Below are 25767 nucleotides of genomic sequence, written 5' to 3' on the forward strand. Positions count from 1 at the left end.
ACTCGATCCGCTCCCACCCCCGCAGGGCCTACGCTTGAAGGCTGACCGACCCCCGCGCACAGGAGTGAAATGGCCGTCAACCTGGTCAATGTCGAGAACGTCAGCAAGGTGTACGGCACCCGTGCCCTGCTGGACGGCGTTTCGCTCGGCGTGTCGGAAGGGGACCGGATCGGGGTCGTCGGGCGCAACGGCGACGGCAAGACCACCCTGATCCGGATGCTCGCCAAGCTGGAGGAGTCCGACACCGGACGCGTCACGCACTCGGGCGGGCTGCGGCTCGGGGTGCTGACGCAGCACGACTCGCTCGACCCGGCCGCGACCGTGCGGCACGAGGTCATCGGGGACATGGCCGACCACGAGTGGGCCGGCAACGCCAAGGTCAGGGACGTACTGACCGGGCTGTTCGGCGGGCTCGACCTGCCGGGCTTCCCCAAGGGGCTGGACACCGTCATCGGGCCGCTGTCCGGCGGCGAGCGGCGTCGTATCGCGCTCGCCAAGCTGCTCATCGAGGAGCAGGACCTGATCGTCCTGGACGAGCCCACCAACCACCTCGACGTCGAGGGAATCGCCTGGCTCGCCCGGCACCTGCAGAACCGGCGGTCGGCGCTCGTGTGCGTGACGCACGACCGGTGGTTCCTGGACCAGGTGTGCACCCGCATGTGGGACGTGCAGCGCGGCACCGTCTACGAGTACGAGGGCGGCTACTCCGACTACGTCTTCGCCCGTGCCGAGCGCGAGCGCATCGCCGCCACCGAGGAGACGAAGCGGCAGAACCTGGTCCGGAAGGAGCTGGCCTGGCTGCGGCGCGGCGCGCCCGCCCGTACCTCCAAGCCCCGCTTCCGCGTAGAAGCCGCCAACGAGCTGATCGCGGACGTGCCGCCGCCCCGGGACAGCAGCGAGCTGATGAAGTTCGCCAGTTCGCGGCTCGGCAAGACCGTCTTCGACCTGGAAGACATCACCGTGCAGGCCGGGCCCAAGGTGCTGCTCAAGCACGTCACCTGGCAGCTCGGTCCGGGCGACCGCATCGGTCTCGTCGGTGTCAACGGGGCCGGGAAGACCTCGCTGCTGCGGGCGATGGCGGACGCGGCGCGCTCGGACGGCGAGGTGCAGCCCGTCGGCGGGCGGATCGCCGTCGGCAAGACCGTCAAGCTCGCCTACCTCTCCCAGGAGGTCGCCGAACTCGACCCCACCTGGCGGGTCCTGGAGGCCGTGCAGCGGGTCCGCGACCGCGTCGACCTGGGCAAGGGCCGGGAGATGACCGCCGGTCAGCTGTGCGAGACGTTCGGCTTCAACAAGGAGAAGCAGTGGACGCCGGTGGGCGACCTGTCCGGTGGTGAGCGGCGGCGGCTCCAGCTGCTGCGCCTGCTCATGGACGAGCCCAACGTCCTCTTCCTCGACGAGCCCACCAACGACCTCGACATCGAGACCCTCACCCAGCTGGAGGACGTCCTCGACGGCTGGCCCGGCTCGATGATCGTCATCTCTCACGACCGGTTCTTCGTGGAGCGCACCACGGACCGGGTGTTCGCCCTCCTCGGCGACGGCACCCTGCGGATGCTGCCGCGCGGCATCGACGAGTACCTGGAGCGCCGTCAGCGGATGGAGGAGGCCGTCGCCGAGCGTGCCGCCGCCGCGGCGCCCAAGCCGGCCACGACCGAGAAGACCGCCGCCGACCAGCGTGCCGCCAAGAAGGAACTCCAGAAGATCGAGCGCCAGTTGGACAAGATCTCCGAGAAGGAGTCCAAGCTGCACGCCCAGATCGCCGACAACGCCACCGACTTCGCCAAGGTCGCAGAACTCGATGCCCAGTTGAAGGACCTGGACCGCGAGCGTGAGGACCTGGAGCTGCGCTGGCTGGAACTGGCGGAGGACGCCTGACCTTTCACGCATCCCGCCCATCTCACGCAGGGGGCGCGCGCACCTCGTGAAGGGGGCGTGAAGGCGCATAACAGCGGCATCACGGGCCGGTCCTCCCTTGGGAACAGGGGAGGGCGCGGCCCGCTGTGCTGTCTGCCCCGAGTGATAGAAAGAGCCGTCTGACAACTGTCTGAGTACGACCTTGGGTCCGTGAAGGGAACCTCAGGGCGTGGCGAAATATCAGTGAACGAGGGGGAAGAGCGCTGATGACCCAGCCGCCCAACCAGCCGCCGCAGGGTGGTTTCGGAGCACCGCAGGACCAGCCGCCGCACGCCGGCGGATTCGGCGCCCCGCCCACACCTCCGCAGGCGCCGTCCACGCCCCCGGCCCAACCGCCGCAGCCCCAGCCGGGTTACGGCTACCCCCAGCAGCCCGGCCCCTACGCCCAGCCGGGTCCGTACGGCGCACCCACCGCGCCCACCGGCACCCCGGGCCCGTACGGCCGGCCCCCGCAGCCCGGCCCGTACGGCCAGCCGCAGCAGCCCGGCCCGTACGCCCCGGGGCCCGGGTACGGCTACCCGCAGCAGCCGCAGTTCCCGGGCGCGCCCGGCACCCCGCCCGGCGGCCCGGGCGCGGCGTCCAAGAAGAAGACGGCGCTCATCATCGGTGCCGCGGCGGCCGCGCTGCTCGTCATCGGCGGCACCGTCTACGCGGTCACGAGCGGCGGTGACGACGGCGGCAAGAAGAAGCCGGTCGCGCAGCAGAGCGACGACGGCAAGAAGACCTCCACCGACACGCCTGTGAACCCCGGCGACGGCAGCGGCGACGGCGGTTCGGACCCGGAGAACCTCAACGACGGCCGCAAGCCCGGCGAGGCGAAGGTCCTCTGGTACAAGGAGGCGCCCGACGCCCCCGGTTCCGGCGCCGACGCACCCGGCATGTGGATCACCGGCAAGACGGTGGTGAAGGCCGCGTACAAGCAGGTCTTCGCCTACAACGTCGGCAACGGCAACCCGACGTGGGAACCGATCAGCTTCCCGCAGAAGATCTGCGCCGTCACCCCGCAGAAGTCGGCGGACGGCAAGGTCGTCGTGGCCTACATGAGCGGCGTGAGCGACCGCGCCAAGTGCAACCAGCTCCAGCAGATCGACCTGGACACCGGCAAGAAGGGCTGGACCACCGAGGTCGCCGACGGCGCGCTGTTCGACAGCGCGCTCAACGTGGAGCTGTCCGTCAGCGGCAAGACCCTGATGGTGGGCCGCTCGCAGTCGGGCACCGCGTACGACATCAACACCGGCCACAAGCTGTACGACAAGAAGAAGTACGGCAACGACTGCTTCCCGACGGCGTTCGCGGGCAGCGGCGCCAAGCTGGTCCAGGTGGCCTCCTGCGACGCCGCCGGCAGCAACGAGCACGACGAGATCTCCGAACTCGACCCGGCCACCGGCAAGGTCAAGTGGACGCAGCCGGTCAAGAAGGGCTGGACGGTCGCCCGGACCTATTCCCTCGACCCGCTCGTGGTCTACCTGACCAACGAGGACAAGAAGGCTTGGAACATCTCCACCTTCACCAGCAACGGCAAGTTCCGTTCGGAGGTCAAGGTGGACGAGAAGTTCTCCCCCCGCTGCGGCTGGGCGATCCTCGAACGCGACCTTCAGGGCTGCCAGGGCGTCGCCGTCGGCTCCGACACGCTCTTCCTGCCGACCGACGCCACGAGCGGCGCGAACGAGATCGTCGCCATCAGCCTCGCCACCGGCAAGGAGCGCTGGCGCGTCAAGTCCCCGACGGAGGAGTCGATGGCGCCGCTGAAGGTCGAGGGCGGCCGGCTCATCGCGTATGTGCAGCCGTCGTACGACACGGGCGGCCAGATCGTGTCGATCCCGGTCGCCGGTGGTGCGCACACGACGACCAAGCTGCTGCAGAACCCGTCCGGCACGGCGGAGATCGAGGACACCTTCTTCGACAGTGCCGTCGACTGGGTCGGCGGGACCTTCTACATCTCCTCCACCCGGCTCTCCGGCAACGACGACTCGAAGGAGAAGCTGATGATGGCCTTCGGCAAGTGAGCCCCGGCCCGACGCCGTCGCCGTCCCGGTAGCCGTCTCCGCAGCCGTCGCCGTCTCGGCAGCCGTCTCCGGCTCGTCTCCGTTCTCCGTCGTTCCCTGTCGTTCTCCGGCCGTCCGGCCCCGAGTGCTTCACCGAGGTACCCCCGTCATGACCCAGCCGCCTCCGCCGCCGCCCAACCAGCCCCCGCAGCAGGGCGGTTTCGGCCCACCCCAGGACCAGCCGCCCGCGGCCCAGCCCCCGGCGGCCCCGCCGCCCCAGCAGCCTCCGGCGCCGCCGAACCAGCCGCCGGGCTTCCAGAAGACCCCGGAGCCCGGCTATGGCTACCCGCAGCAGCCCCCGGCTCCCCAGCCGGCCCAGCCGGGGCCCGGCTTCGGCCAGCCCCAGCCTGGCTTCGGCCAGCCCCAGCCGCCGGCACCCCAGACCCCGGCGCCCGGTTACGGCTACCCGGGCGCGCAGCAGAACCCGTACGCCCAGCCCACGCCGCCGGGCGCGTACGCCCCGCAGCAGGGGTACGGCTACGGCTACCCGGGCGGGCCCCAGATGCCGACGCAGCCGCAGCCCGCGCAGCCGGGCGGCGGGAAGAACAACGCCGCGCTCTTCATCATCGTCGCGGCGGTCGTCGTGATCGCGCTGATCGTCGGCGGCGGCATCTGGTACGCCAAGTCCTCCGGGGACGACGGCAAGAAGCACGAGACGGCGTCCTCCAGCGGCGGCACGGGCAGCACGGACGGCAAGAACGGCACCGGCGGCACGTCCTCCGGCGGCAAGGAGAAGGCGCCGGCCGACCCCGCAGCCAGGATTCTCTTCAAGGTCCCGCTGCCCCAGTCGAAGGACACCGTCGTCACCTCGGGCTCCTGGCTGACCGACAAGGTGTATGCCAAGAGCGGCGTCTCCGAGATCGTCGGCTACGACCCCGCCACCGGCAGCAAGATGTGGACCATCACGCTGCCCGGCCCGGTCTGCGCGGCCAGCAAGCGGGTCACCGCGGACAACAAGACGGCGATCGCCTTCCAGCCGTCGAAGAACGACATCGCGCGCTGCACCCAGATCGCGGCCATCGACCTCGACAAGGGCACCAAGCTGTGGACGAAGTCCATCGGCACCGGTGACTACCCGGTCAGCTTCCAGAACGTGACGGTCTCTCAGCACACCGTCGCGGCCGGCAGCACCAGCGGCGGCGCCGCCTTCGACATCCCCACCGGCAAGGTGCTGTGGCAGCCCAAGGCGACCGACGGCTGCTACGACGCCGGGTACGGCGGCGGCGCCAAGCTCGTCGCGGTGCGCAAGTGCGGCAGCTACGACAACCACACGCTGCACATCCAGACCATCGACCCCACCTCGGGCAAGGTGATCTCCGAGTACAAGATGGCCCCGGGCATCGACTACGCCAGCGTCGTCTCCACCGACCCGCTGGTGGTGGCCGCCGACGTCGGCGACAGCGCGGGCGACGGCAGCGGCATCTCGGACTACTTCTCGATCGACAACAAGACCGGGAAGCTGCTCACCCGCATCTCCGCGCCCGGCGACTCCTACGCCGGCCGCTGCGACGGCATCACCCGCATCGAGGACTGCAAGGAGATCGTCGCCGGCAACGGCAAGCTGTACGTGCCGACCGAGGAGCACGACGGCAGCAGCGACCAGTACAGCAAGACCAACGAGATCGTCGCCTTCGACCTGACCACGGGCAAGCAGACCGGCCAGCGCGCCCCGGCCGGCGACGGCTACACGATCTACCCGCTCCGCATGGACGGCGGCAACCTGCTCGCCTACAAGCACCCGCCGTACGACAAGGGCGGCCAGGTCGTCAGCATCGACGGCTCCTCCTTCAAGGCGACCACGCTGCTGCAGAACCCGTCCGAGCAGGACCAGCGGGAGGCGGAGACCACGATGCTCCCGGACTACGCGGAGATCCTCTTCGGGCAGGGTCGGCTGTACATGTCGGCGGTGTTCGCGCACAAGGTCTCGTACGGCAAGGAGTACTTGGTGCTCGCGTACGGCGCGGACGGCTGACGGGACGTCCCCAATCACCTCGAAGTGCCCCGGATTTCATCGATCCGGGGCACTTCTCTGCATAGGGGCAGCGCGACGTCGAACAAGCGTGTAGCTTCCGGGAGGCATGAAGGGCGGGGTGCCGGGGGGCCCTCTGTCCTTGTGGACCGGTGGGCGTCCATAGTGGGGCATCCATGGGGGGGGACTGGGGGGTTGCTCTATGGGAGTGCGGCTCATGGTCGTCGACGACCACCGCTTGCTGGCGGAGGCGTTGGCGTCGGCGCTGAAGCTGCGTGGGCACCGGGTGCTCGCGGCGGCGGCGCCGGCCGCGGGTGCGGCCGAGCTGGTGATCACACGGGCGCCGGAGGTGTGCCTGCTGGGTACGGCGGCGCCGGCCGAACCGGGCGCGTTCGACCCGGTGGTCCGCATCAAACGGGACCGGCCGCAGGTGGCGGTCCTGGTCCTCGGCCCGGTGCCGTCCCCGCGCGGCATCGCGGCGGCCTTCGCGGCCGGGGCGTCGGGGTACGTACGACACGACGAACGCATCGAGGGCGTCGAGCGGGCCATCATGAAGGCGCGCGCGGGTGAGGCCGCGGTGGCTCCGCAGTTGCTCCAGGGCGCGTTCAGCGAACTGCTGAACCCCGCCGCGCAGCCGGACGACGAGGGACAGCGGCTGCTCCAGATGCTGACGCCGCGCGAGGTCGAGGTCCTGGTGCGGGTCGCCGACGGCGAGGACACCCGCCTGATCGCGGCGGGAATGGGCATCGCCCCCAGCACCGCCCGCACGCACGTCCAGCGCGTCCTGATGAAACTGGGCGTCGGCTCCCGCCTGGAAGCGGCCGCGCTGGCCGCGCGTACGGGCCTCCTGGACAGGGCGGGCCCACTCACCAAGTCCCCGGAGCTGTAGCGGGGTACGGCCTTACTCGTCGGTGTCCACGGGAGGCACCGGCGGCGGAGCCGGACGCAACTTCAGCCAGGCCAGGAAGAAGATCCCGAGGAGCAGCATGCCGATGCCGGTCCAGAGGTTGATGTTGACGCCCTCGGCCTTGTCGATCGCGGACTGCGAGTCCGTGAGGCCGGTGATCGTGACGATGACGCCGTAGACCACGAACAGGCCACCGATGATGCGGCGCAGGTCGAAGATGCGGGCCGCGGTCGCCGACTTGGTCTCCAGTTCGTCGACTTCCCGCGCCACCTCCTGCTCGGTGTAGTGGTGGTGCCGGTCGGGGTGCTCGGGGTGTTCGGGGTGTGCGGACATGGTTTCCTCGATCCTCCCGCGTCAGAACGAGAACGGGATGTAGCAGACGGCGGCCAGCACGACCGCGCCCCAGCCCAGCAGGGCCGGCTTGCGGTACCAGGCCTCGTCACCGGGCGCGGGCGGTTCGGACATGCCGGGGGAGCGGGTGCCGTAGACGAGCCCCTGGAGTTCCTCCGCCGGCTTCGGCCGGGTGAACAGGGACACCGCGACCATCACGACCGCACCGGCGACGAAGCCGGCGATCGCGGAGACGAAGTTGGCGCCCTGGTCGGTGGGGATGGAGATGATCCCCTTCTTGTAGAAGACGAAGTAGTTGATCATCGCCGCGGTCGTTCCCGCGAGCAGACCCCAGAACCCGGACTTCGCGGACGCCCGCTTCCAGAACATGCCGACGATGAACACGACGAACATCGGCACGTTGAAGAAGGAGAACAGGGTCTGGAGGTACGCCATGATGTTCGAGAACGACGAGGCCAGGAACGCCGTACCGATCGAGGCGCACACGCCGATCACGGTGATCAGGCGGCCGAACCGCACGTAGTACCCGTCCTCCCGGCCCTGCACCGCGTACTTCGCCCAGATGTCGTTGGTGAACACCGTGTTGAAGGACGACACGTTCGCCGCCATGCCCGCCATGAACGCGGCCAGCAGTCCGGTGACCGCGATGCCGAGCACGCCGTTGGGCAGCAGCTCCTGCATCAGGTAGGGGATGGCGTCGTTGTACTGCAGGCCCGAGCCGGCGGTGCCGATCTTCGGGACGAGGGCGGCGGCGACCAGGCCCGGGATCATCACCAGGAAGACGATGAAGATCTTCGGGTAGGCGGCGATCAGCGGGGTCCGCTGGCCGGCCGAGAGGTTCTTCGCGGACAGCGCGCGCTGCACCTCGGCGAAGTTGGTCGTCCAGTAGCCGAAGGACAGCACGAAGCCGAGGCCGAGCACGATGGTCAGCCAGTTCGCGCCGAGCGGGTTGACGTGGCCGATGCCGGTCCCGCCCCAGGCGGTGGTGAAGTTCGCGCCGTGCGTCGCGGTGAGCTTGTCGGTCAGCCCGCCCCAGCCGCCGACCTTCTTCAGGCCGAGGACGGTGATCGGGATGAGGGCGGCCAGGATCACGAAGAACTGCAGGACCTCGTTGTAGATCGCGGAGGACAGGCCGCCCAGCGTGATGTACGCGAGCACGAACGCGCCGGCGACCACGATGGCCACCCACTGCGGCCAGCCCAGCAGTGCCTCGACGACGATCGCGAGGGCGTAGAGGTTGACGCCGGCGATCAGGATGGCGGCGAAGGCGAACAGGATCGAACTGAGCAGGTGGGCGCCCCGGTCGAAGCGCAGCAGCAGGAACTCGGGGACCGAGCGGACCTTGCTGCCGTAGTAGAAGGGCATCATCACCAGGCCCAGGAAGACCATGGCGGGGATGGCGCCGACCCAGTACCAGTGCACGGTGTAGGCGCCGTACTGCGCGCTGTTCGCGGCCATGCCCAGGATCTCGGTGGCCGCCAGGTTCGCCGAGATGAAGGCGAGGCCGGTGATCCACGCGGGCAGCGAGCGTCCGGACAGGAAGAAGTCGAGGCTGGTCTTCACCGAGCGGCGGGCCGCGAAGCCGATGCCGAGGACGACGACGAAGTAGATCGCCAGGATCGCGTAGTCCAGCCCGTTGGTGGGGAGCCGTAGCTCCGCCGCCAGGGGGAGGGAGCCGGTTGGGTGGGTTTGCATGAGAACTCGCTTCGTTGCGCGAACTGATCCAGAGCGGAACCTACGCCTCCGCGTTCAGTAATTGAACACTTCTGATGGTGTTCTTTGTTTGATTGTGATCGTACCGAGTGTTGTCGAGTTGTGGTTTGTTATGTTTGGTTGTGTTGAGCGACCAGGTGCGGGACACGCCTCTAGGGGCTGAACAAGGAGTCCTCCGTGAAGAAGACCTCGACCCGACTGGCCGACGGTCGTGAGCTGATCTACTACGACCTGCGGGACGACACCGTGCGCGACGCCGTCGACCGACGCCCGCTGGAGCCCACGGTCACCACGGCCGAGATCCGCCACGACGTGCTGCTCGGCGACTCGGTCGCCGTCGCCTCCCACCGCCAGGGCCGCACCTACCACCCGCCCGCCGACGAGTGCCCGCTGTGCCCGAGCGGGGGCGAGCGACTCAGCGAGATCCCGGAATCCTCGTACGACGTCGTCGTCTTCGAGAACCGCTTCCCCTCCCTCGCCGGCGATCTCGGCCGCTGCGAGGTCGTCTGCTTCACCTCCGACCATGACGCGTCCTTCGCCGATCTCTCGGAGGAACAGGCACGGCTCGTCCTGGACGCGTGGACGGACCGGACGTCGGAGCTGTCGCATCTGCCCTCCGTCAAACAGGTGTTCTGTTTCGAGAACCGGGGCGAGGAGATCGGCGTGACCCTGGGGCACCCCCACGGTCAGATCTACGCGTACCCCTTCACCACTCCCCGCACCGCGCTGATGCTCCGCTCGCTCGCCGCCCATCAGGAGGCCTCCGGCGGGGAGAACCTGTTCGACGCCGTCCTGGAGCGTGAACTCGCCGGCGAGCGGGTCGTCCTTGAGGGTGAACACTGGGCGGCCTTCGTGCCGTACGCCGCGCACTGGCCGTACGAGGTCCACCTGTACCCGAAGCGCCGGGTGCCGGATCTGCTCGCCCTCGACGAGGCGGCGCGCACAGAGTTCCCCAAGGTCTATCTGGAACTCTTGAGGCGCTTCGACCGGATCTTCGGCACGGGTGAGCCGCCGACGCCGTACATCGCGGGCTGGCATCAGGCCCCGTTCGGCGCGCTGGAGGAGTTCGACGGTGTCACGCGCGACGACTTCGCGCTCCACCTCGAGCTTTTCACCATCCGCCGCACTTCCGGCAAGCTGAAGTTCCTCGCGGGTTCCGAGTCCGGCATGAGTGTGTTCATCAACGACGTGCCGCCGGAGCGCGCGGCCGAGCGACTGCGAGAGGTAGCGAGTTCATGAAGTACCTGGTGACGGGTGGCGCGGGTTACGTCGGCAGTGTCGTGGCCCAGCATCTGCTGGAGGCCGGGCACGAGGTCACCGTCCTCGACAACCTCTCCACCGGCTTCCGCGCGGGCGTGCCCGCCGGTGCCGCGTTCGTCGAGGGCGACATCCGTGACGCCGCCAAGTGGCTCGACTCCTCCTACGACGGCGTGCTGCACTTCGCCGCCTCCTCCCAGGTCGGGGAGTCGGTCGTGAAGCCGGAGAAGTACTGGGACAACAACGTCGCCGGCACCATGGCCCTGCTCGGCGCCATGCGCGAGGCGGGTGTGCGCACGCTGGTCTTCTCCTCCACGGCGGCCACCTACGGCGAGCCGGAGCAGGTCCCGATCGTGGAGAGCGCCCCGACCCGGCCCACCAACCCCTACGGCGCCTCCAAGCTGGCCGTCGACCACATGATCACCAGCGAGGCGAACGCCCACGGCCTGGCCGCGGTCTCCCTGCGCTACTTCAACGTGGCGGGTGCGTACGGCGCCTACGGCGAGCGCCACGACCCCGAGTCGCACCTCATCCCGCTCGTCCTCCAGGTCGCCCAGGGCCGCCGCGACGCGATCTCCGTCTACGGCGACGACTACCCGACCCCGGACGGCACCTGCGTCCGCGACTACATTCACGTCGCGGACCTGGCCGAGGCCCACCTGCTGGCCCTGACGGCCGCCCGGCGGGGCGAGCACCTGATCTGCAACCTCGGCAACGGCAACGGCTTCTCCGTCCGCGAGGTCGTCGAGACCGTCCGACAGGTCACCGGGCACCCGATCCCCGAGGTCGTCGCCCCGCGCCGCGGCGGCGACCCCGCGGTCCTGGTCGCCTCGGCGGACACGGCCCGCGAGAAACTGGGCTGGAACCCGTCCCGCGCGGACCTCGCCGGGATCGTCGCGGACGCGTGGGAGTTCGCGCAGAGCATCGCAAGGGAGCAGTAGTGGGGGCACAGCAGGTCCGGGAGCGCTTCACCGAGCTGTACGGGGCCGAACCGGAGGGCGTCTGGGCGGCACCCGGTCGCGTCAACCTCATCGGCGAGCACACCGACTACAACGACGGCTTCGTCATGCCGTTCGCGCTGCCGCACCGGGTGACGGCGGCGGTCTCCCGCCGCGCCGACGGCGTCCTGCGCCTGCACTCGGCGGACGCCCCGGGCCCGGTCGTCGAGCTGGCGCTCGACGCGCTCGCCCCGGGGAGCGACCCGGACTGGACGGCCTACCCGGCGGGCGTGGTCTGGGGCCTGCGCGAGGCCGGGCACGCGATCACCGGCGCGGACATCCACCTGTCCTCCACGGTCCCGACCGGCGCCGGCCTGTCCTCCTCGGCGGCCCTGGAGGTCGTCGTCGCGCTCGCCCTGAACGACCTGTACGACCTCGGTCTGCAGCGCTGGCAGCTGGCCCGGCTGTGCCAGCGCGCCGAGAACGTCTACGTCGGCGCCCCCACCGGGATCATGGACCAGACCGCCTCGGCCTGCTGCGAGGACGGCCACGCGCTGTTCCTCGACACCCGGGACCTGTCCCAGCGGCAGATCCCCTTCGACCTCGCTGCCGAGGGCCTGCGCCTGCTGGTCGTCGACACCCAGGTCAAGCACGCCCACAGCGGCGGCGAGTACGGCAAGCGCCGGGCCGGCTGCGAGAAGGGCGCGGCCCTGCTCGGCGTCGACGCCCTTCGGGACATCCCCTACGCCGACCTGGACGCCGCCCTCGCCCGCCTCGGCGACGAGGAGGAGGTCGTCCGCCTGGTCCGGCACGTCGTGACGGAGGACCAGCGGGTGGAGCGGGTCGTGTCCCTCCTCCACGCAGGCGAGACCCGCGCGATCGGCCCGGTCCTCACCGAGGGCCACGCCTCCCTGCGCGACGACTTCCGCATCTCCTGCCCCGAGCTGGACCTGGTCGTCGACACCGCCCTGGCGAACGGCGCCCTCGGCGCCCGCATGACCGGCGGCGGCTTCGGCGGCTCGGCCATCGTCCTCACCGAGACCACCGACGTCGACACCCTCACCAAAGCCCTCGAAGAAGCCTTCACCACAGCCGGCTTCACGGCGCCGCGGGTGTTCGAGGCGGTGCCCGCGGCGGGGGCGCGGCGGGTCGGCTGATTCTCCGTCAGCCCCTCGGTCCGCCGAACCGCTTCGTCAGTGTGTACTCCGTGATTCCCGGCGGGTAGTCGGGGATCACGCACACCACGTCGTAGCCCTGCTTGCGGTAGAACTCCGGGGCTTGGAAGTCCCAGGTCTCCAGGCGGGCGGCGAGGCAGCCGCGTTCGGTGTGGGCCAGGTGTTCGGCGTGGGTGAGGAGGGCCGAGCCGAGGCCCGTGCCGCGGTGGCGGGGGTCGACCCAGAGGTAGGTCACGTGCAGCCAGGTCGCCCAGGTGTGACCGACCAGGCCGCCGGCCAGCGCACCGGACTCGTCGGACGCCCAGACATGGAGGGGGAGTTCCCGTTCGCCCGGGGTGCCGCGCAGGGCGCGCAGGACCGGGGACGCCGCGGTGTTCGTGTCGCGGAGACGGGAACGGAGAAGATCGCGTCGTTCCTTGTCGACTTCTGCCTCGATACGAAACATGCGCCACACCTTAAACGTGTCGAACGGCCAGTTCTGCAAAGAGCCTTCCGCTGTCGGCGCCCAGCCGTACTCTGAGGGGCAGTACCGGTGGGGGCCGGTACTGATCAGGGGGCGAGACAGTCGGGTACGACGCCCGCGGTGGGGGTAGCAGTCTCTGCATGGCGGCGGCCGTGCGGTTCCGGCCACCCCTGGGCGTCGTACCTGTGCCGGATCTCCGCTCACCGGACCAGTGGGGGTTTCGTGGTTCGTATCCGAGTCCTGGTCGTCGACGACCACCGCATCTTCGCCGAGTCGCTCGCCGCCGCCCTGGCGGCCGAGCCCGACGTCGACGTCTCCGCCGCGGGCAGCGGCCCGGCCGCGCTGCGCTGCCTGGAGCGCGCCGCCGCCGAGGGCCGCCGCTACGACGTGCTCCTCGTCGACGCCGACCTGGGCGGCACCCTGCCCGGCATACGGCCGGCCGTGCCCGTCCAGGAGGGCAACGAGGAGGGTCTGGTCGACGGGATCTCGCTGGTCGCGGGCGTGCGCGCGGCCCAGCCCGGGGTGCGGACCGTGGTGCTCGCCGAGAAGGACGACCCCCGGCGCGCGGCCCTCGCGCTGGGCGCCGGCGCCTCCGGCTGGGTCGCCAAGGACTGCTCGCTGTCCCGGCTGCTGACCGTGATCCGGGGCGTGCTGCGCGACGAGACCCATCTGCCGCCCGCGCTGCTCACCGGCGTCCTCAAGGAGCTGACGGCCGCGCGCAAGCACCGCACCGAGAGCGAGCGGCTGGTGGAGTCGCTGACCCCGCGCGAGCTGGAGGTGCTGCGCTGCATGGTCGCGGGCCTGGGCCGCAAGGCCGTCGCCGAGCGGCTGTACCTGTCCCCGCACACCGTGCGCACCCACATGCAGAACGTCCTCGGCAAGCTGGGCGTCCACTCGACGCTCGCGGCCGTGGCGCTCGCCCGGCGGGCCGGGGTGGGTCCGGCGGACCTGCCGCTAGCCGGGGATGTTGTCGAACGGGGCGGTCAACTGGCGTAGCAGCGCGGCCAGTTCGGTCCGCTGGGCGCGGGACAGCTCGGCGAGGATCGCCCGCTCCTGCTCCAGCAGACCGGCCAGCGCCTGGTCCGCGCGGTCCCGGCCGGTGTCGGTCAGCCGGACCAGCACGCCCCGCCGGTCGCTCGGGTCGGGCAGCCGCTCGACCAGGCCCTTCTTCGCGAGCCGGTCGATCCGGTTGGTCATGGTGCCCGAGGTGACCAGGGTCTGGGTGAGCAGCTGTCCGGGGGAGAGCTGGTACGGCGTTCCCGCGCGCCGCAGCGCGGTCAGTACGTCGAACTCCCAGGGTTCGAGCTGGTGCTCGGCAAAGGCGAGCCGGCGTGCGCGGTCGAGGTGCCGGGCCAGCCTGCTCACCCGGCTGAGCACCTCGAGCGGCTCCACGTCGAGGTCCGGGCGCTCCCGGCGCCATGCTGCGACCAGCCGATCGACCTCGTCCTCCATGGAGATCAGTGTAGTGGTTGTGTCGACATGAAGTCTCTTGATTTCAAGTCTCTCGCTCTCAAGTCTCTTGACATCGAGATAATTGGGCGGGGAAAGTACCTGACATGACGACACCCACCTGGGACCCCGCCCAGTACCTCCGCCACGCCGGCCACCGCGCCCGCCCCTTCGCCGACCTCCTCGCCCGCGTCCCCGGCCTCCCCGGCGACCGGCCGCGCATCGCCGACCTCGGCTGCGGCCCCGGCAACGTCACCGTCCTGCTCGCCGCACGCTGGCCCACCGCCCACATCACCGGCTACGACAACTCGCCCGAGATGCTCGACAAGGCCCACGTCGAGCACGAGGGCCCCACGGCGGGCGGCGGCCGCCTCGACTTCGCCCACGCCGACGCCCGCACCTGGACCCCCGACGAGCCGCACGACCTGATCGTCTCCAACGCCACCCTCCAGTGGGTACCGGGCCACGCCGACCGCTTCCCGGACTGGATCGCCGCCCTCAAGCCCGGCGGCACCCTCGCCTTCCAGGTCCCCGACAACATCGACGCCCCGCTGCACGCCCTGATGCGCGACCTCGCGGTCACCCCCCGCTGGAAGTCCCGCCTCGCCGACGTCCTGCGTCGCACGGACTCCGTCCACACCCCCGGCGCCTACCTGGACCGTCTCGCCCGCCTCGGCTGCGCCACCGATGTGTGGCAGACGACGTACTTCCACGTCCTGGAGGGCGAGGACCCGGTCCTCGACTGGGTGAAGGGCACCGGCCTGCGGCCCGCCCTGACCGCGCTCGCCGACGACCCCGAGGCGCGGGACGCGTTCCTCACCGAATACCGGGACCTGCTCCGCGAGGCCTACTCGAGCGCCCCCTACGGCACGGTCATGCCCTTCCGCCGGCTGTTCGCCGTCGCCGTGAAGGAGGCCTGAGGATGCTCGCCGCCGTCGACCACGTCCAGCTGGCGGCCCCGCCCGGCTCGGAGGACGCGCTGCGGTCGTACTACGTCGACGTCCTGGGGATGACCGAGATCCCCAAGCCACCCGTGCTTGCCGCACGCGGCGGCTGCTGGTTCCAGGCCGGACCCGTCCAGCTGCACCTGGGGATCGAGCAAGACTTCCGTCCGGCGAGGAAGGCCCACCCCGGGCTGCGGGTGACGGGGATCGAGGCGTACGCCGCCCGGCTCACCGCGAAGGGCGCGAAGGTCACCTGGGACGACAATCTCCCCGGTCACCTGCGCTTCTACTCCGAGGACCCGGTCGGCAACCGCCTGGAGTTCCTGGAGCCCACCCCCTAGGACTTCCGGTGCCCTATCAGCCGCGGCTTCTGCTCCAGGCCGTCCAGGCCGTGCCACGCCAGGTTCACCAGATGGGCGGCGACCTCCGCCTTCTTCGGGCGGCGCACGTCCAGCCACCACTGGCCGGTCAGCGCGACCATGCCGACCAGGGCCTGGGCGTACAGGGGGGCCAGCTTCGGGTCGAAGCCGCGCGACTTGAACTCACGGCCCAGGATGTCCTCCACCTGGGTGGCGATGTCCGAGATGAGCGAGGCGAAGGACCCCGTCGACTGGGGGATGGGCGAGTCACGGACCAGGATGCGGAAACCGTCCGTGTACTCCTCGATGTAGTCCAGGAGAGCGAAGGCGGCCTGCTCGCACAGCTCCCGCGGGTGGCCGGCCGTCAGCGAGCTGGTGACCATGTCCAGCAGGCGGCGCATCTCGCGGTCCACCACCACCGCGTACAGCCCTTCCTTGCCGCCGAAGTGCTCGTACACCACCGGCTTGGAGACCCCGGCCTTCGCCGCGATCTCCTCCACCGAGGTGCCCTCGAAGCCCTTCGCCGCGAAGAGGGTGCGACCGATCTCCAGCAACTGCTGGCGGCGCTCGGCGCCGGTCATACGGGTCCGGCGGGTCCGCCGCTGCTTGTCGTTGCTCGGAGTGCTGCTGGAGTCGGTCGCCACGGCGTCAATCATGCCGCCTCGGCGGCCGCCTTCCCGCTCCGGGAGTCGCCTTCACCGGTGTTGCGGCGCGAATCGATACGCGAGCGTGACGGCCAGCGCACGTCGTACGCCCAGCCGAGCATCTCGAACCAGCGGATGAACCGCGCCGAGGAGTCGATCTGCCCGCGCTCCACACCGTGCCGCGCGGACGTCGGGTCGGCGTGGTGCAGGTTGTGCCAGGACTCCCCGCAGGACAGCACCGCCAGCCACCACACATTGCCCGAACGGTCCCGCGACTTGAACGGCCGCTTGCCCACCGCGTGACAGATCGAGTTGATCGACCACGTCACATGGTGCAGCAGTGCCACTCGTACGAGTGAACCCCAGAAGAACGCGGTGAACGCGCCCCACCAGGACATCGTCACCAGACCACCGATCAGCGGCGGCAGCGCCAGCGACAGGGCCGTCCACAGCACGAACTGCCGGGAGATCGCCCGGATCGCCGGGTCCTTGATCAGATCCGGGGCGTACTTGTCCTGTGGAGTCTGCTCCTCGTCGAACATCCAGCCGATATGGGCCCACCACAGGCCCTTCATCAGCGCCGGCACCGTCTCCCCGAACCGCCACGGCGAGTGCGGGTCGCCCTCCGCGTCGGAGAACTTGTGGTGCTTGCGGTGATCGGCCACCCAGCGCACCAGCGGCCCCTCGACCGCCAGCGACCCCATGATCGCCAACGCGATCCGCAAAGGCCGCTTCGCCTTGAACGAACCATGGGTGAAGTACCGGTGGAAACCGATCGTGATGCCATGGCAGCCGAGGAAGTAGAAGAACACCAGCAGGCCCATGTCGAGCCAGCTCACCCCCCAGCCCCAGGCCAGCGGCACGGCCGCCACCAGCGCCAGGAACGGCACGACGATGAACAGGAGCAGGGTGATCTGTTCGATCGAACCCTTCTGCTCGCCGCCCAGCGTGGCGGAGGGAGCGGCTGTGTCGGGGGCCTTACGGGCTTCGTCGATCACATTGGAACTGGAGGTCATGCGCGTCCCCTGTGGGGTCGAGGGTCGGGGCGGGGTGCCGGGCCGCCGGGACCGGGCGGGAGTCGAACGGTACTTCCCTACGGCTCCGTAACCTACGGCGTCGTAAGTATGGCAGCGTGTCGTCCCGCGGCAAGAGCCCGAGAACCTGCGCGTCCACCCGGACACCTATCCTTGAAGTCGGTCGGACAGCGCGGTCCGCTCTGAATCCTTCCCGGACGCTCCGGCCCGCATGCGGCACCAACCGCGTGACGGATGGTGCGTCGGGTTCCCTCCCAGACGAGCTTCAACACTGCAAGGAGCCGCACCTGTGAGCAGTGCCGACGACCAGACCACCACGACCAGCAGCGAGCTGCGCGCCGACATCCGACGCCTCGGCGACCTCCTGGGCGAGACCCTCGTACGGCAGGAAGGCCCCGAGCTCCTCGACCTCGTCGAGAAGGTCCGCCGTCTCACCCGCGAGGACGGCGAGGCCGCCGCCGAACTGCTGCGCGGCACGGAGCTGGAGACCGCCGCCAAGCTGGTCCGCGCCTTCTCCACCTACTTCCACCTGGCCAACGTCACCGAGCAGGTGCACCGAGGCCGCGAGCTGCGGGCCCGCCGCGCCGCCGAGGGCGGCCTCCTCGCGCGCACCGCCGACCGCCTCAAGGACGCCGACCCCGAACACCTCCGGCAGGCCGTCCGCCACCTCAACGTTCGACCGGTGTTCACGGCACACCCCACCGAGGCCGCGCGCCGGTCCGTCCTCAACAAGCTCCGGCGCATCGCCGCGCTCCTGGAAGCCCCCGTCCTCACCTCCGACCGCCGTCGCCACGACGTCCGCCTCGCCGAGAACATCGACCTCGTCTGGCAGACCGACGAACTCCGCGTCGTCCGCCCCGAACCCGCCGACGAGGCCCGCAACGCCATCTACTACCTCGACGAACTCCACGCCGAAGCCGTCGGCGACGTCCTGGAGGACCTCACCGCCGAACTCGAGCGCGTCGGCGTCAAGCTCCCCGACGACACCCGCCCCCTCACCTTCGGCACCTGGATCGGCGGCGACCGCGACGGCAACCCCAACGTCACCCCCCAGGTCACCTGGGACGTCCTCATCCTCCAGCACGAACACGGCATCAACGACGCCCTGGAGATGATCGACGAACTGCGCGGACTGCTCTCCAACTCCATCCGCTACACCGGCGCCACCGTCGAACTCCTGCAGTCCCTCCAGGACGACCTGGAACGCCTCCCGGAGATCAGCCCCCGCTACAAGCGCCTCAACGCCGAGGAGCCCTACCGGCTCAAGGCCACCTGCATCCGGCAGAAGCTGGTCAACACCAAGCAGCGCCTCGCCACGGGCACCCCGCACGAGGCAGGCCGCGACTACCTCGGCACCAGCGAGCTCCTCGGCGACCTGCGGATCATCCAGACCTCCCTGCGCGAACACCGCGGCGCCCTCCTCGCCGACGGCCGCCTCGCCCGCACCATCCGCACGCTGGCCGCCTTCGGCCTCCAGCTCGCCACCATGGACGTCCGCGAACACGCCGACGCCCACCACCACGCCCTCGGCCAGCTCTTCGACCGCCTCGGCGAGGAATCCTGGTGCTACGCCGACATGCCCCGCGCGTACCGGGCCAAGCTCCTCGCCAAGGAGCTGCGCTCCCGCAGGCCGCTCGCCCCCACCCCCGCACCCGTCGACGCGGCCGGCGCCAAGACCCTCGGCGTCTTCCAGACGGTCAAGAAGGCCCTGGAGGTCTTCGGCCCCGAGGTCATCGAGTCGTACATCATCTCCATGTGCCAGGGCGCCGACGACGTCTTCGCCGCCACCGTCCTCGCCCGCGAGGCCGGCCTCGTCGACCTCCACGCCGGCTGGGCCAGGATCGGCATCGTCCCCCTGCTGGAGACCACCGACGAACTGCGCGCCGCCGACACCATCCTCGAGGACATGCTCTCCGACCCGTCCTACCGGCGCCTCGTCGCGCTGCGCGGCGACGTCCAGGAGGTCATGCTCGGCTACAGCGACTCCTCCAAGTTCGGCGGCATCACCACCAGCCAGTGGGAGATCCACCGCGCCCAGCGCCGCCTGCGCGACGTCGCCCACCGCTACGGCGTCCGGCTGCGCCTCTTCCACGGCCGCGGCGGCACTGTCGGCCGCGGCGGCGGCCCCTCCCACGACGCCATCCTCGCCCAGCCCTGGGGCACACTGGAGGGCGAGATCAAGGTCACCGAACAGGGCGAGGTCATCTCCGACAAGTACCTCATCCCGTCCCTCGCCCGGGAGAACCTCGAACTGACCGTCGCGGCCACTCTGCAGGCCTCCGCCCTGCACACCGCCCCCCGCCAGTCCGACGAGGCCCTCGCCCGCTGGGACGCCGCCATGGACGTCGTCTCCGACGCCGCCCACTCCGCCTACCGCAGGCTCGTCGAGGACCCCGACCTGCCGTCGTACTTCTTCGCCTCCACGCCGGTGGACCAGCTCGCCGACCTGCACCTCGGCTCCCGGCCCTCGCGCCGGCCCGACTCCGGCGCCGGCCTCGACGGCCTGCGCGCCATCCCGTGGGTGTTCGGCTGGACCCAGTCCCGGCAGATCGTCCCCGGCTGGTTCGGCGTCGGCTCCGGCCTCAAGGCCCTGCGCGAGGCGGGCCTGGACACGGTCCTCGCCGAGATGCACGAACAGTGGCACTTCTTCCGCAACTTCATCTCCAACGTCGAGATGACCCTCGCGAAGACCGACCTGCGCATCGCCCAGCACTACGTCGACACCCTCGTCCCCGACGAGCTCAAGCACGTCTTCGACACCATCAAGGCCGAGCACGAGCTGACCGTCCGCGAGGTGCTGCGCGTCACCGGCGAGAAGGAACTGCTGGACGCCCAGCCCGACCTCAAGCAGACCTTCACCATCCGCGACGCCTACCTGGACCCCATCTCCTACCTCCAGGTCACCCTCCTCAAGCGCCAGCGCGACGAGGCCGTCGCGGGCGCCGAGCCGGACCCGCTGCTCTCCCGCGCGCTGCTCCTGACCGTCAACGGCGTCGCGGCGGGCCTGCGCAACACCGGCTGACAGCCACGACACAACAAAGGTGCCCCCGGGGTCCACGACCCCGGGGGCACCCTCGCGTACGCGCCGGCCTCAGCCGCGCTGGGCCTTCCGGCGGCGGGCCACCAGGTAGCCGCCCACGCCGACCAGCGCCGCAGCCCCGGCCGACAGCAGGCCCACCGGAGCACCGTTGCCGGTCTCGGCGAGGTCGCCGCCCTCTCCCTGAGCGGACGGGGAGGAGCCCGGAGTCTGCGAGACGGCCGCGCTGGGCGCCGTACCGGACGAGGGCGACGAAGAGGACGGGGACGACGGGGAGGCCGACTCCGAAGCGGACGGCGCGGAGGACTCCGAGCCGCCACCTCCGCCCTGCGAGTCCGAGCAGTCCGTCCAGAACACCTTGTGCTTGGCGGCGCCCTTCTCGCCCTCGAAGTTCCAGAACAGCTTGTAGTGTCCGTCCGACAGCGACATGTCCTCGGTACGGCCATGGCCGTCCGCGTCCAGGGTGAGAGCACCGGACTTCACGGTCTCACCCTTCGTGGCGGCCGTCGGCGCCCAGGCCTCGATGTGCCAGTCGACCTGCTGCCCGCCGTCGAAGCCGAAGGCGTCCAGGTAGAACGTGCACACGTGCGGCTCGTTCCGGCGCAGTTCCTCGCCGGTTCGGGCATCGTGGATCTTGACGGTGCCGTTGTCGCCGGGAGCCGTCGCATGAGCGACGGGGGCACACAGCAGCGCCGCCGAAACACCGGCGGTCAGCGCGCCGGCGCGGAAGAGGGTACGCATGGGGTTGGTCCATCTTCGAGTGGCGAACGGGGAAGATGTGGAGGGGGCGCTACAGCTTCGAGCTCCGCCAGGTCGCCGGTCAATCACGAACAGGCAACACCCTGACCCCTCACAGACGTGAAGAACGCCCCAACCCCTCACAGAGTCACGAAAGCCGCCGTCAGCAGCGCAACCCCCGACACCGCCAGCACCCACGCCACCCGCGACAACCGCATCCCGCCCGCGACCACCACCGAGGCCAGCACCAGCGCGCCGGCCAGCGGCAGCCACGCGTACAGGATCCCGGCCGGCCCCGAACGCACCGCGTCCGCCGTGCCGGGCTTCAGGACCACGTCGTACGTCTGACCCTCGCGCACCGCGACCGTCTTCGCGATCTCCACCCGCCCGCGCGCCCGCGCCCCCTCGGACCCCGGCGTGAACGGCCCGCTGCACACCTCGTGCGTACAGTCCGTCACCCGGACCATGCCGCGCTCACGCCCCTTGGTCAGCATCACGTGCTGCGCGGTCCCCCAGGAACCCCACACCCCGGCGAACAGGATCAACGCGGCGACCGCACCCATCGCCGCGACCCGCCCGAACCGCAACGCGGTCACGGAGGCCTGGCGAGCAGTGGTGGCTGTGGCAGGCATGGCCGGGATCATTGGCCATCCCGGCCGGGCCGGTCAACTCCGGTGCACCGCATGGGCGGACAAGTCAGGAGTTGTACGCGCTCTGCGCCCGCTCCAGCCCCTCCGACACCAGACACTCCACCGCGTCCGCCGCCCGGTCCACGAAGTAGTCCAGCTCCTTGCGCTCCGCCGACGAGAAGTCCTTCAGCACGAAGTCCGCGACCTGCATCCGCCCCGGCGGCCGGCCGATCCCGAACCGCACCCGGTGGTAGTCCGCGCCCATCGCCTTCGTCATCGACTTCAGACCGTTGTGCCCGTTGTCACCGCCGCCCAGCTTCAGCCGCAGCGTGCCGTAGTCGATGTCCAGCTCGTCATGGATCGCCACGATGTTCGCCACCGGCACCTTGTAGAAGTCCCGCAGCGCGTTCACCGGACCGCCGGACAGGTTCATGTACGACATCGGCTTCGCGAGGACGACACGACGGTTCGCGGGACCCACGGGACCGATCCGGCCCTCCAGCACCTGCGCCTGAGCCTTCCCGGCCCGCTTGAACTTCCCCCCGATCCGCTCCGCGAGCAGATCCACCACCATGAACCCGACATTGTGCCGGTTCATGGCGTACTCCGGCCCGGGGTTGCCGAGCCCGACGACGAGCCAGGGTGCGCTTGCGGGGGTGGTCACGTCCATGTCTCCTTGATACGCCCTGACAGGCGTCCTTGATATGCGCCAGCCGCTGCCCCGGACGGGAACAGCGGCTGACCAAACGATGACGACGAGGATCAGGCCTCGGCGGCCTCTTCGCCCTCGGCGGCCGCTTCGCCCTCCACGGCCTCCTCGACCTGCGCCTGCAGGACCTGAAGGACGACCGCGTCCTCCTCGACGGCCAGCGAGACACCGGACGGCAGCGCGACGTCCTTGGCGAGGACGGAGGCACCGGCCGCCAGGCCCTCCACGGACACCGTGAACGCCTCGGGGATGTGCGTGGCCTCGGCCTCGACCGGCAGCGCGTTCAGGACGTGCTCCAGCAGGTTGCCGCCCGGGGCCAGCTCGCCCTCGGCGACGACCGGAACCTCGACCGTGACCTTCTCGCCGCGCTTGACCAGCAGCAGGTCGACGTGCTCGAGGAAGCCCTTGATGGCGTCGCGCTGCACGGCCTTCGGGATCGCCAGCTCGTTGGTCTTGCCGTCGATGTCCAGGGAGATCAGGACGTTCGGCGTGCGCAGCGCCAGCAGCAGGTCGTGGCCCGGCAGGGTCAGGTGCAGCGGCTCGGAACCGTGGCCGTACAGCACACCGGGAACCTTGTTCTCACGGCGGATACGACGGGCGGCACCCTTGCCGAACTCGGTGCGCGACTCGGCGCTGATCTTCACCTCGGACATGTGGATCACTCCTCGTAGAAACTCGAACGGACGTGGTCACCCGGCCACGAACGGCCTGCTACGAAGAGCGCGTCGATAACGGACCGCCGTACACACGCGTACGGCCTCCCTCGCCGAGCAACTGAAGCAGTCTACTCGGACCGGGAGGCCGCACTCAAAAGGATCTTCGGCTACCGCACCGAACCAGGCCGGCGGGGCCGCAGAAACCTCACTGCTCGTCGAACAGGCTCGTCACCGAACCGTCCTCGAACACCTCACGCACCGCGCTCGCGATCGTCGGAGCGATCGACAGCACCTTGATCTTGTCCAGATCCGCAGCCAGCTCACCCGGCGTCGGCAGCGTGTTCGTGAACACGAACTCACTCACCCGCGAGTTCTTCAGCCGGTCCGCGGCCGGGCCGGACAGCACACCGTGCGTGGCCGTGACGATGACGTCCTCCGCACCGTGCGCGAACAGCGCGTCCGCCGCCGCGCAGATCGTGCCACCCGTGTCGATCATGTCGTCCACCAGGACACACACACGACCCTTGACCTCGCCCACGACCTCGTGGACCGTCACCTGGTTCGCCACGTCCTTGTCGCGCCGCTTGTGCACGATCGCCAGCGGCGCACCGAGCCGGTCGCACCACCGGTCCGCCACCCGCACACGCCCCGCGTCCGGAGACACCACCGTCAGCTTGTCCCGGTCCACCTTCGCGCCCACATAGTCCGCCAGCAGCGGCAGCGCGAACAGGTGATCCACCGGGCCGTCGAAGAAGCCCTGGATCTGATCCGTGTGCAGATCCACCGTCAGGATCCGGTCCGCACCCGCGGTCTTCATCAGATCCGCGATCAGACGCGCCGAAATCGGTTCACGACCACGGTGCTTCTTGTCCTGCCGCGCGTAACCGTAGAACGGCACAATCACCGTGATGGAGCGGGCCGACGCACGCTTCAGCGCGTCGATCATGATCAGCTGCTCCATGATCCACTGGTTGATCGGAGCCGTGTGGCTCTGGATCACGAAACAGTCGGCACCACGCGCCGACTCCTGATACCGGACGTAGATCTCGCCGTTCGCGAAGTCGAAGGCCTTCGTCGGGACGACCCCGACACCCAGCTGCTGGGCGACCTCCTCGGCAAGCTCGGGGTGGGCGCGGCCGGAGAAGAACATCAACTTCTTCTCGCCGGTCGTCTTGATCCCGGTCACAGCACTGTCTCCTCAGAGGTGTCTCAGCCAAGCCGGCTGCTCGGCGACCTCTCGGCTGGGCATGAGAGGCCGTATCAGCTGGTAGGGGTGCGGGTGTGCACTTATCACGGTACGCCGTGTTTGGCGCACCCGTTTCCGATCAGCCCTCGCTCCCGCCCTGCCCGGACGCCGCCTCGGCCGCCTTCGCGGCCGCACTCCCAGGGCGCTTCCGAGCCACCCAACCCTCGATATTCCGCTGCTGACCACGGGCCACGGCCAGCGAACCGGGCGGTACGTCCTTCGTGATCACGGACCCGGCGGCGGTGTACGCACCGTCCCCGACCGTGACAGGAGCCACAAACATGTTGTCCGAACCGGTCCGGCAGTGCGACCCGATCGTCGTGTGGTGCTTCTCCTGGCCGTCGTAGTTCACGAACACACTCGCCGCACCGATGTTCGAGTATTCGCCGATCGTGGCGTCCCCCACGTACGACAGATGCGGAACCTTCGTGCCCTCGCCGATCGACGCGTTCTTCGTCTCCACGTACGTACCGACCTTGGACTTGACCCCGAGCCGCGTACCGGGCCGCAGATACGCGAACGGCCCCACGGACGCCCGCTCACCGATCCGCGCCCCGTCCGACACCGTGTTGTCCACCCGCGCCCCCGCACCCACCCGGGTGTCCTTCAGCCGGCAGTTCGGACCCACCTCGGCACCCTCACCCAGCTGCGTCGACCCCGTCAGCAGCGTGTTCGGATGCACCACGGCGTCCTGCTCGAACGTCACCGTCACATCCACCCAGGTGGAGGCCGGGTCGACCACGGTCACGCCGTCGAGCATCGCGCGCGTGAGAAGCCGGTCGTTGAGGGTGCGCCGCGCCTCGGCCAGCTGCACCCGGTTGTTGATCCCCGCGATCTCCCGGTGGTCGGCGGCCACGGAAGCACCCACCCGGTGCCCGGCCTCCCGCAGGATCCCGAGCACGTCCGTCAGGTACTCCTCACCCTGGCTGTTGTCCGTCCGCACCTTCTTCAGCGCGTCCGCCAGCAACTGCCCGTCGAACGCGAACACCCCGCTGTTGATCTCCCGGATCGCCCGCTGCACGTCCGTCGCGTCCTTGTGCTCCACGATCGCCGTCACGGCACCGGTCGCCTCGTCCCGCACGATCCGGCCGTACCCGGTGGCGTCCGGAACCTCGGCGGTGAGGACGGTCACGGCGTTGCCGTCGGCGTGATGGGTGGCGGCGAGGTGCGCGAGCGTCTCCCCGGTGAGGAGGGGGGTGTCACCGCACACGACCACCACGGTCCCGTCGACGGACCCGCCCAGCTCCTCCAGCGCCATCCGAACGGCGTGCCCCGTCCCGTTCTGCTGCGCCTGCACGGCCGTGCGCACACCCGGGTCGATCGCCGTCAGGTGCTCGGTGACCTGCTCCCGGGCGTGGCCCACCACGACCACCAGGTTCGCGGGGTCCAACTCACGGGCCGAGGCCAGCACATGACCGACCAGGGAACGGCCGCAGATCTCGTGCAGGACCTTCGGTGTGGCCGACTTCATACGGGTGCCCTCACCCGCTGCAAGAACGACGACGGCTGCCGGGCGAATGGCGCTCACGGGGTTGCCCTTCGGCTCTGGATGGGTGGGGGTGACAGCCGAAGGATACCGGGGGGAGT

At 70.0% G+C, this 25767-nt stretch carries 23 protein-coding genes; 11 read left to right on the plus strand and 12 right to left on the minus strand.

Features of this window, described 5'->3' with window-relative positions:
* Nucleotides 1-69 precede the first annotated feature (69 nt).
* From ABZ865_RS20565 to ABZ865_RS20580, 4 genes are all read left to right on the plus strand, one after another.
* Complete coding sequence (locus ABZ865_RS20565) at nt 70-1878, plus strand: ABC-F family ATP-binding cassette domain-containing protein (protein WP_361231946.1); 1809 nt, start codon at nt 70-72, stop codon at nt 1876-1878.
* 245 nt (nt 1879-2123) lie between these two features.
* The gene (locus ABZ865_RS20570) at nt 2124-3923 is read left to right on the plus strand and encodes a PQQ-binding-like beta-propeller repeat protein (RefSeq protein ID WP_361231948.1); all 1800 of its coding nucleotides are present in this window, start codon (nt 2124-2126) and stop codon (nt 3921-3923) included.
* Between the two features lie 148 nt (nt 3924-4071).
* On the plus strand, nt 4072-5934 hold the full coding sequence (locus tag ABZ865_RS20575; protein WP_361231950.1) for a PQQ-binding-like beta-propeller repeat protein: 1863 nt from the start codon (nt 4072-4074) through the stop codon (nt 5932-5934).
* 199 nt (nt 5935-6133) lie between these two features.
* Nucleotides 6134-6820 carry a LuxR C-terminal-related transcriptional regulator gene (locus ABZ865_RS20580; RefSeq protein WP_361231952.1) on the plus strand — a complete coding sequence of 229 codons (687 nt, stop codon included), beginning with the start codon at nt 6134-6136 and terminating at the stop codon, nt 6818-6820.
* A gap of 12 nt (nt 6821-6832) precedes the next feature.
* Here ABZ865_RS20580 and ABZ865_RS20585 read toward each other — a convergent pair whose 3' ends face one another.
* A complete protein-coding gene (locus ABZ865_RS20585; RefSeq protein WP_361231954.1) occupies nt 6833-7171 on the minus strand; it encodes a hypothetical protein in 339 nt (112 codons plus the stop codon).
* 21 nt (nt 7172-7192) lie between these two features.
* A complete protein-coding gene (locus tag ABZ865_RS20590; protein ID WP_361231956.1) occupies nt 7193-8884 on the minus strand; it encodes a sodium:solute symporter family protein in 1692 nt (563 codons plus the stop codon).
* Nucleotides 8885-9079: 195 nt separating this feature from the next.
* Between ABZ865_RS20590 and galT the strand changes: the two genes are divergently transcribed.
* Genes galT through galK form a run of 3 tightly spaced genes read left to right on the plus strand, consistent with a single transcriptional unit; the run spans nt 9080 to nt 12254 of the window.
* Nucleotides 9080-10141 carry a galactose-1-phosphate uridylyltransferase gene (gene galT, locus ABZ865_RS20595; protein ID WP_361231958.1) on the plus strand — a complete coding sequence of 354 codons (1062 nt, stop codon included), beginning with the start codon at nt 9080-9082 and terminating at the stop codon, nt 10139-10141.
* Nucleotides 10138-11100, plus strand: a complete 963-nt coding sequence (gene galE, locus ABZ865_RS20600) for a UDP-glucose 4-epimerase GalE (RefSeq protein ID WP_361231960.1) — start codon at nt 10138-10140, stop codon at nt 11098-11100. The genes galT and galE overlap by 4 nt, the downstream gene beginning before the upstream one ends.
* Nucleotides 11100-12254: a galactokinase gene (gene galK / locus ABZ865_RS20605; protein ID WP_361231963.1), complete on the plus strand. Its 1155-nt coding sequence runs from the start codon at nt 11100-11102 to the stop codon at nt 12252-12254. The genes galE and galK overlap by 1 nt, the downstream gene beginning before the upstream one ends.
* A gap of 7 nt (nt 12255-12261) precedes the next feature.
* Here galK and ABZ865_RS20610 read toward each other — a convergent pair whose 3' ends face one another.
* Complete coding sequence (locus ABZ865_RS20610; RefSeq protein ID WP_361231965.1) at nt 12262-12717, minus strand: N-acetyltransferase; 456 nt, start codon at nt 12715-12717, stop codon at nt 12262-12264.
* Nucleotides 12718-12957: 240 nt separating this feature from the next.
* Here ABZ865_RS20610 and ABZ865_RS20615 point away from each other — a divergent pair, with 240 nt between their 5' ends.
* The gene (locus ABZ865_RS20615) at nt 12958-13731 is read left to right on the plus strand and encodes a response regulator transcription factor (protein WP_361231967.1); all 774 of its coding nucleotides are present in this window, start codon (nt 12958-12960) and stop codon (nt 13729-13731) included.
* Here the strand turns inward: ABZ865_RS20615 and tamR are convergent.
* Nucleotides 13690-14187 (minus strand): MarR family transcriptional regulator TamR, encoded by a 498-nt coding sequence (tamR, locus tag ABZ865_RS20620; protein WP_361231969.1) that lies wholly within the window; start codon nt 14185-14187, stop codon nt 13690-13692. The two genes, ABZ865_RS20615 and tamR, sit on opposite strands and share 42 nt — an antisense overlap.
* Nucleotides 14188-14291: 104 nt before the next feature.
* On the opposite strand from tamR, the gene ABZ865_RS20625 reads away from it, so the two are divergent.
* Both ABZ865_RS20625 and ABZ865_RS20630 read left to right on the plus strand, forming a co-directional pair.
* On the plus strand, nt 14292-15104 hold the full coding sequence (locus tag ABZ865_RS20625; RefSeq protein WP_361231971.1) for a trans-aconitate 2-methyltransferase: 813 nt from the start codon (nt 14292-14294) through the stop codon (nt 15102-15104).
* A 2-nt stretch (nt 15105-15106) separates the two neighbouring features.
* Nucleotides 15107-15469 carry a glyoxalase gene (locus ABZ865_RS20630; protein ID WP_361231973.1) on the plus strand — a complete coding sequence of 121 codons (363 nt, stop codon included), beginning with the start codon at nt 15107-15109 and terminating at the stop codon, nt 15467-15469.
* Here the strand turns inward: ABZ865_RS20630 and ABZ865_RS20635 are convergent.
* Nucleotides 15466-16143, minus strand: coding sequence for a TetR/AcrR family transcriptional regulator (locus ABZ865_RS20635; protein ID WP_361231975.1), 678 nt, complete (start codon nt 16141-16143; stop codon nt 15466-15468). The genes ABZ865_RS20630 and ABZ865_RS20635 overlap by 4 nt on opposite strands.
* Nucleotides 16140-17147, minus strand: coding sequence for a fatty acid desaturase (locus ABZ865_RS20640; protein ID WP_361231977.1), 1008 nt, complete (start codon nt 17145-17147; stop codon nt 16140-16142). The genes ABZ865_RS20635 and ABZ865_RS20640 overlap by 4 nt, the downstream gene beginning before the upstream one ends.
* Nucleotides 17148-17454: 307 nt before the next feature.
* Here ABZ865_RS20640 and ppc point away from each other — a divergent pair, with 307 nt between their 5' ends.
* Nucleotides 17455-20187: a phosphoenolpyruvate carboxylase gene (gene ppc / locus ABZ865_RS20645; protein WP_361231979.1), complete on the plus strand. Its 2733-nt coding sequence runs from the start codon at nt 17455-17457 to the stop codon at nt 20185-20187.
* A gap of 69 nt (nt 20188-20256) precedes the next feature.
* On the opposite strand, the gene ABZ865_RS20650 is transcribed toward ppc, so the two are convergent.
* The 6 genes from ABZ865_RS20650 to glmU form a co-directional block, all read right to left on the minus strand.
* Nucleotides 20257-20943 carry an LPXTG cell wall anchor domain-containing protein gene (locus tag ABZ865_RS20650; protein WP_361231981.1) on the minus strand — a complete coding sequence of 229 codons (687 nt, stop codon included), beginning with the start codon at nt 20941-20943 and terminating at the stop codon, nt 20257-20259.
* A 137-nt stretch (nt 20944-21080) separates the two neighbouring features.
* The gene (locus tag ABZ865_RS20655; RefSeq protein WP_361231983.1) at nt 21081-21584 is read right to left on the minus strand and encodes a hypothetical protein; all 504 of its coding nucleotides are present in this window, start codon (nt 21582-21584) and stop codon (nt 21081-21083) included.
* A 52-nt stretch (nt 21585-21636) separates the two neighbouring features.
* Nucleotides 21637-22239: an aminoacyl-tRNA hydrolase gene (gene pth, locus ABZ865_RS20660; RefSeq protein ID WP_361231985.1), complete on the minus strand. Its 603-nt coding sequence runs from the start codon at nt 22237-22239 to the stop codon at nt 21637-21639.
* A gap of 92 nt (nt 22240-22331) precedes the next feature.
* Nucleotides 22332-22931: a 50S ribosomal protein L25/general stress protein Ctc gene (locus ABZ865_RS20665; protein WP_361231987.1), complete on the minus strand. Its 600-nt coding sequence runs from the start codon at nt 22929-22931 to the stop codon at nt 22332-22334.
* A 208-nt stretch (nt 22932-23139) separates the two neighbouring features.
* Complete coding sequence (locus tag ABZ865_RS20670; RefSeq protein ID WP_361231989.1) at nt 23140-24120, minus strand: ribose-phosphate diphosphokinase; 981 nt, start codon at nt 24118-24120, stop codon at nt 23140-23142.
* Nucleotides 24121-24259: 139 nt separating this feature from the next.
* Nucleotides 24260-25708, minus strand: coding sequence for a bifunctional UDP-N-acetylglucosamine diphosphorylase/glucosamine-1-phosphate N-acetyltransferase GlmU (gene glmU, locus ABZ865_RS20675; RefSeq protein ID WP_361231991.1), 1449 nt, complete (start codon nt 25706-25708; stop codon nt 24260-24262).
* Between the last annotated feature and the right edge of the window lie 59 nt (nt 25709-25767).

The organism is Streptomyces sp. NPDC047085 (genome assembly GCF_040643735.1).
Lineage (GTDB): Bacteria > Actinomycetota > Actinomycetes > Streptomycetales > Streptomycetaceae > Streptomyces.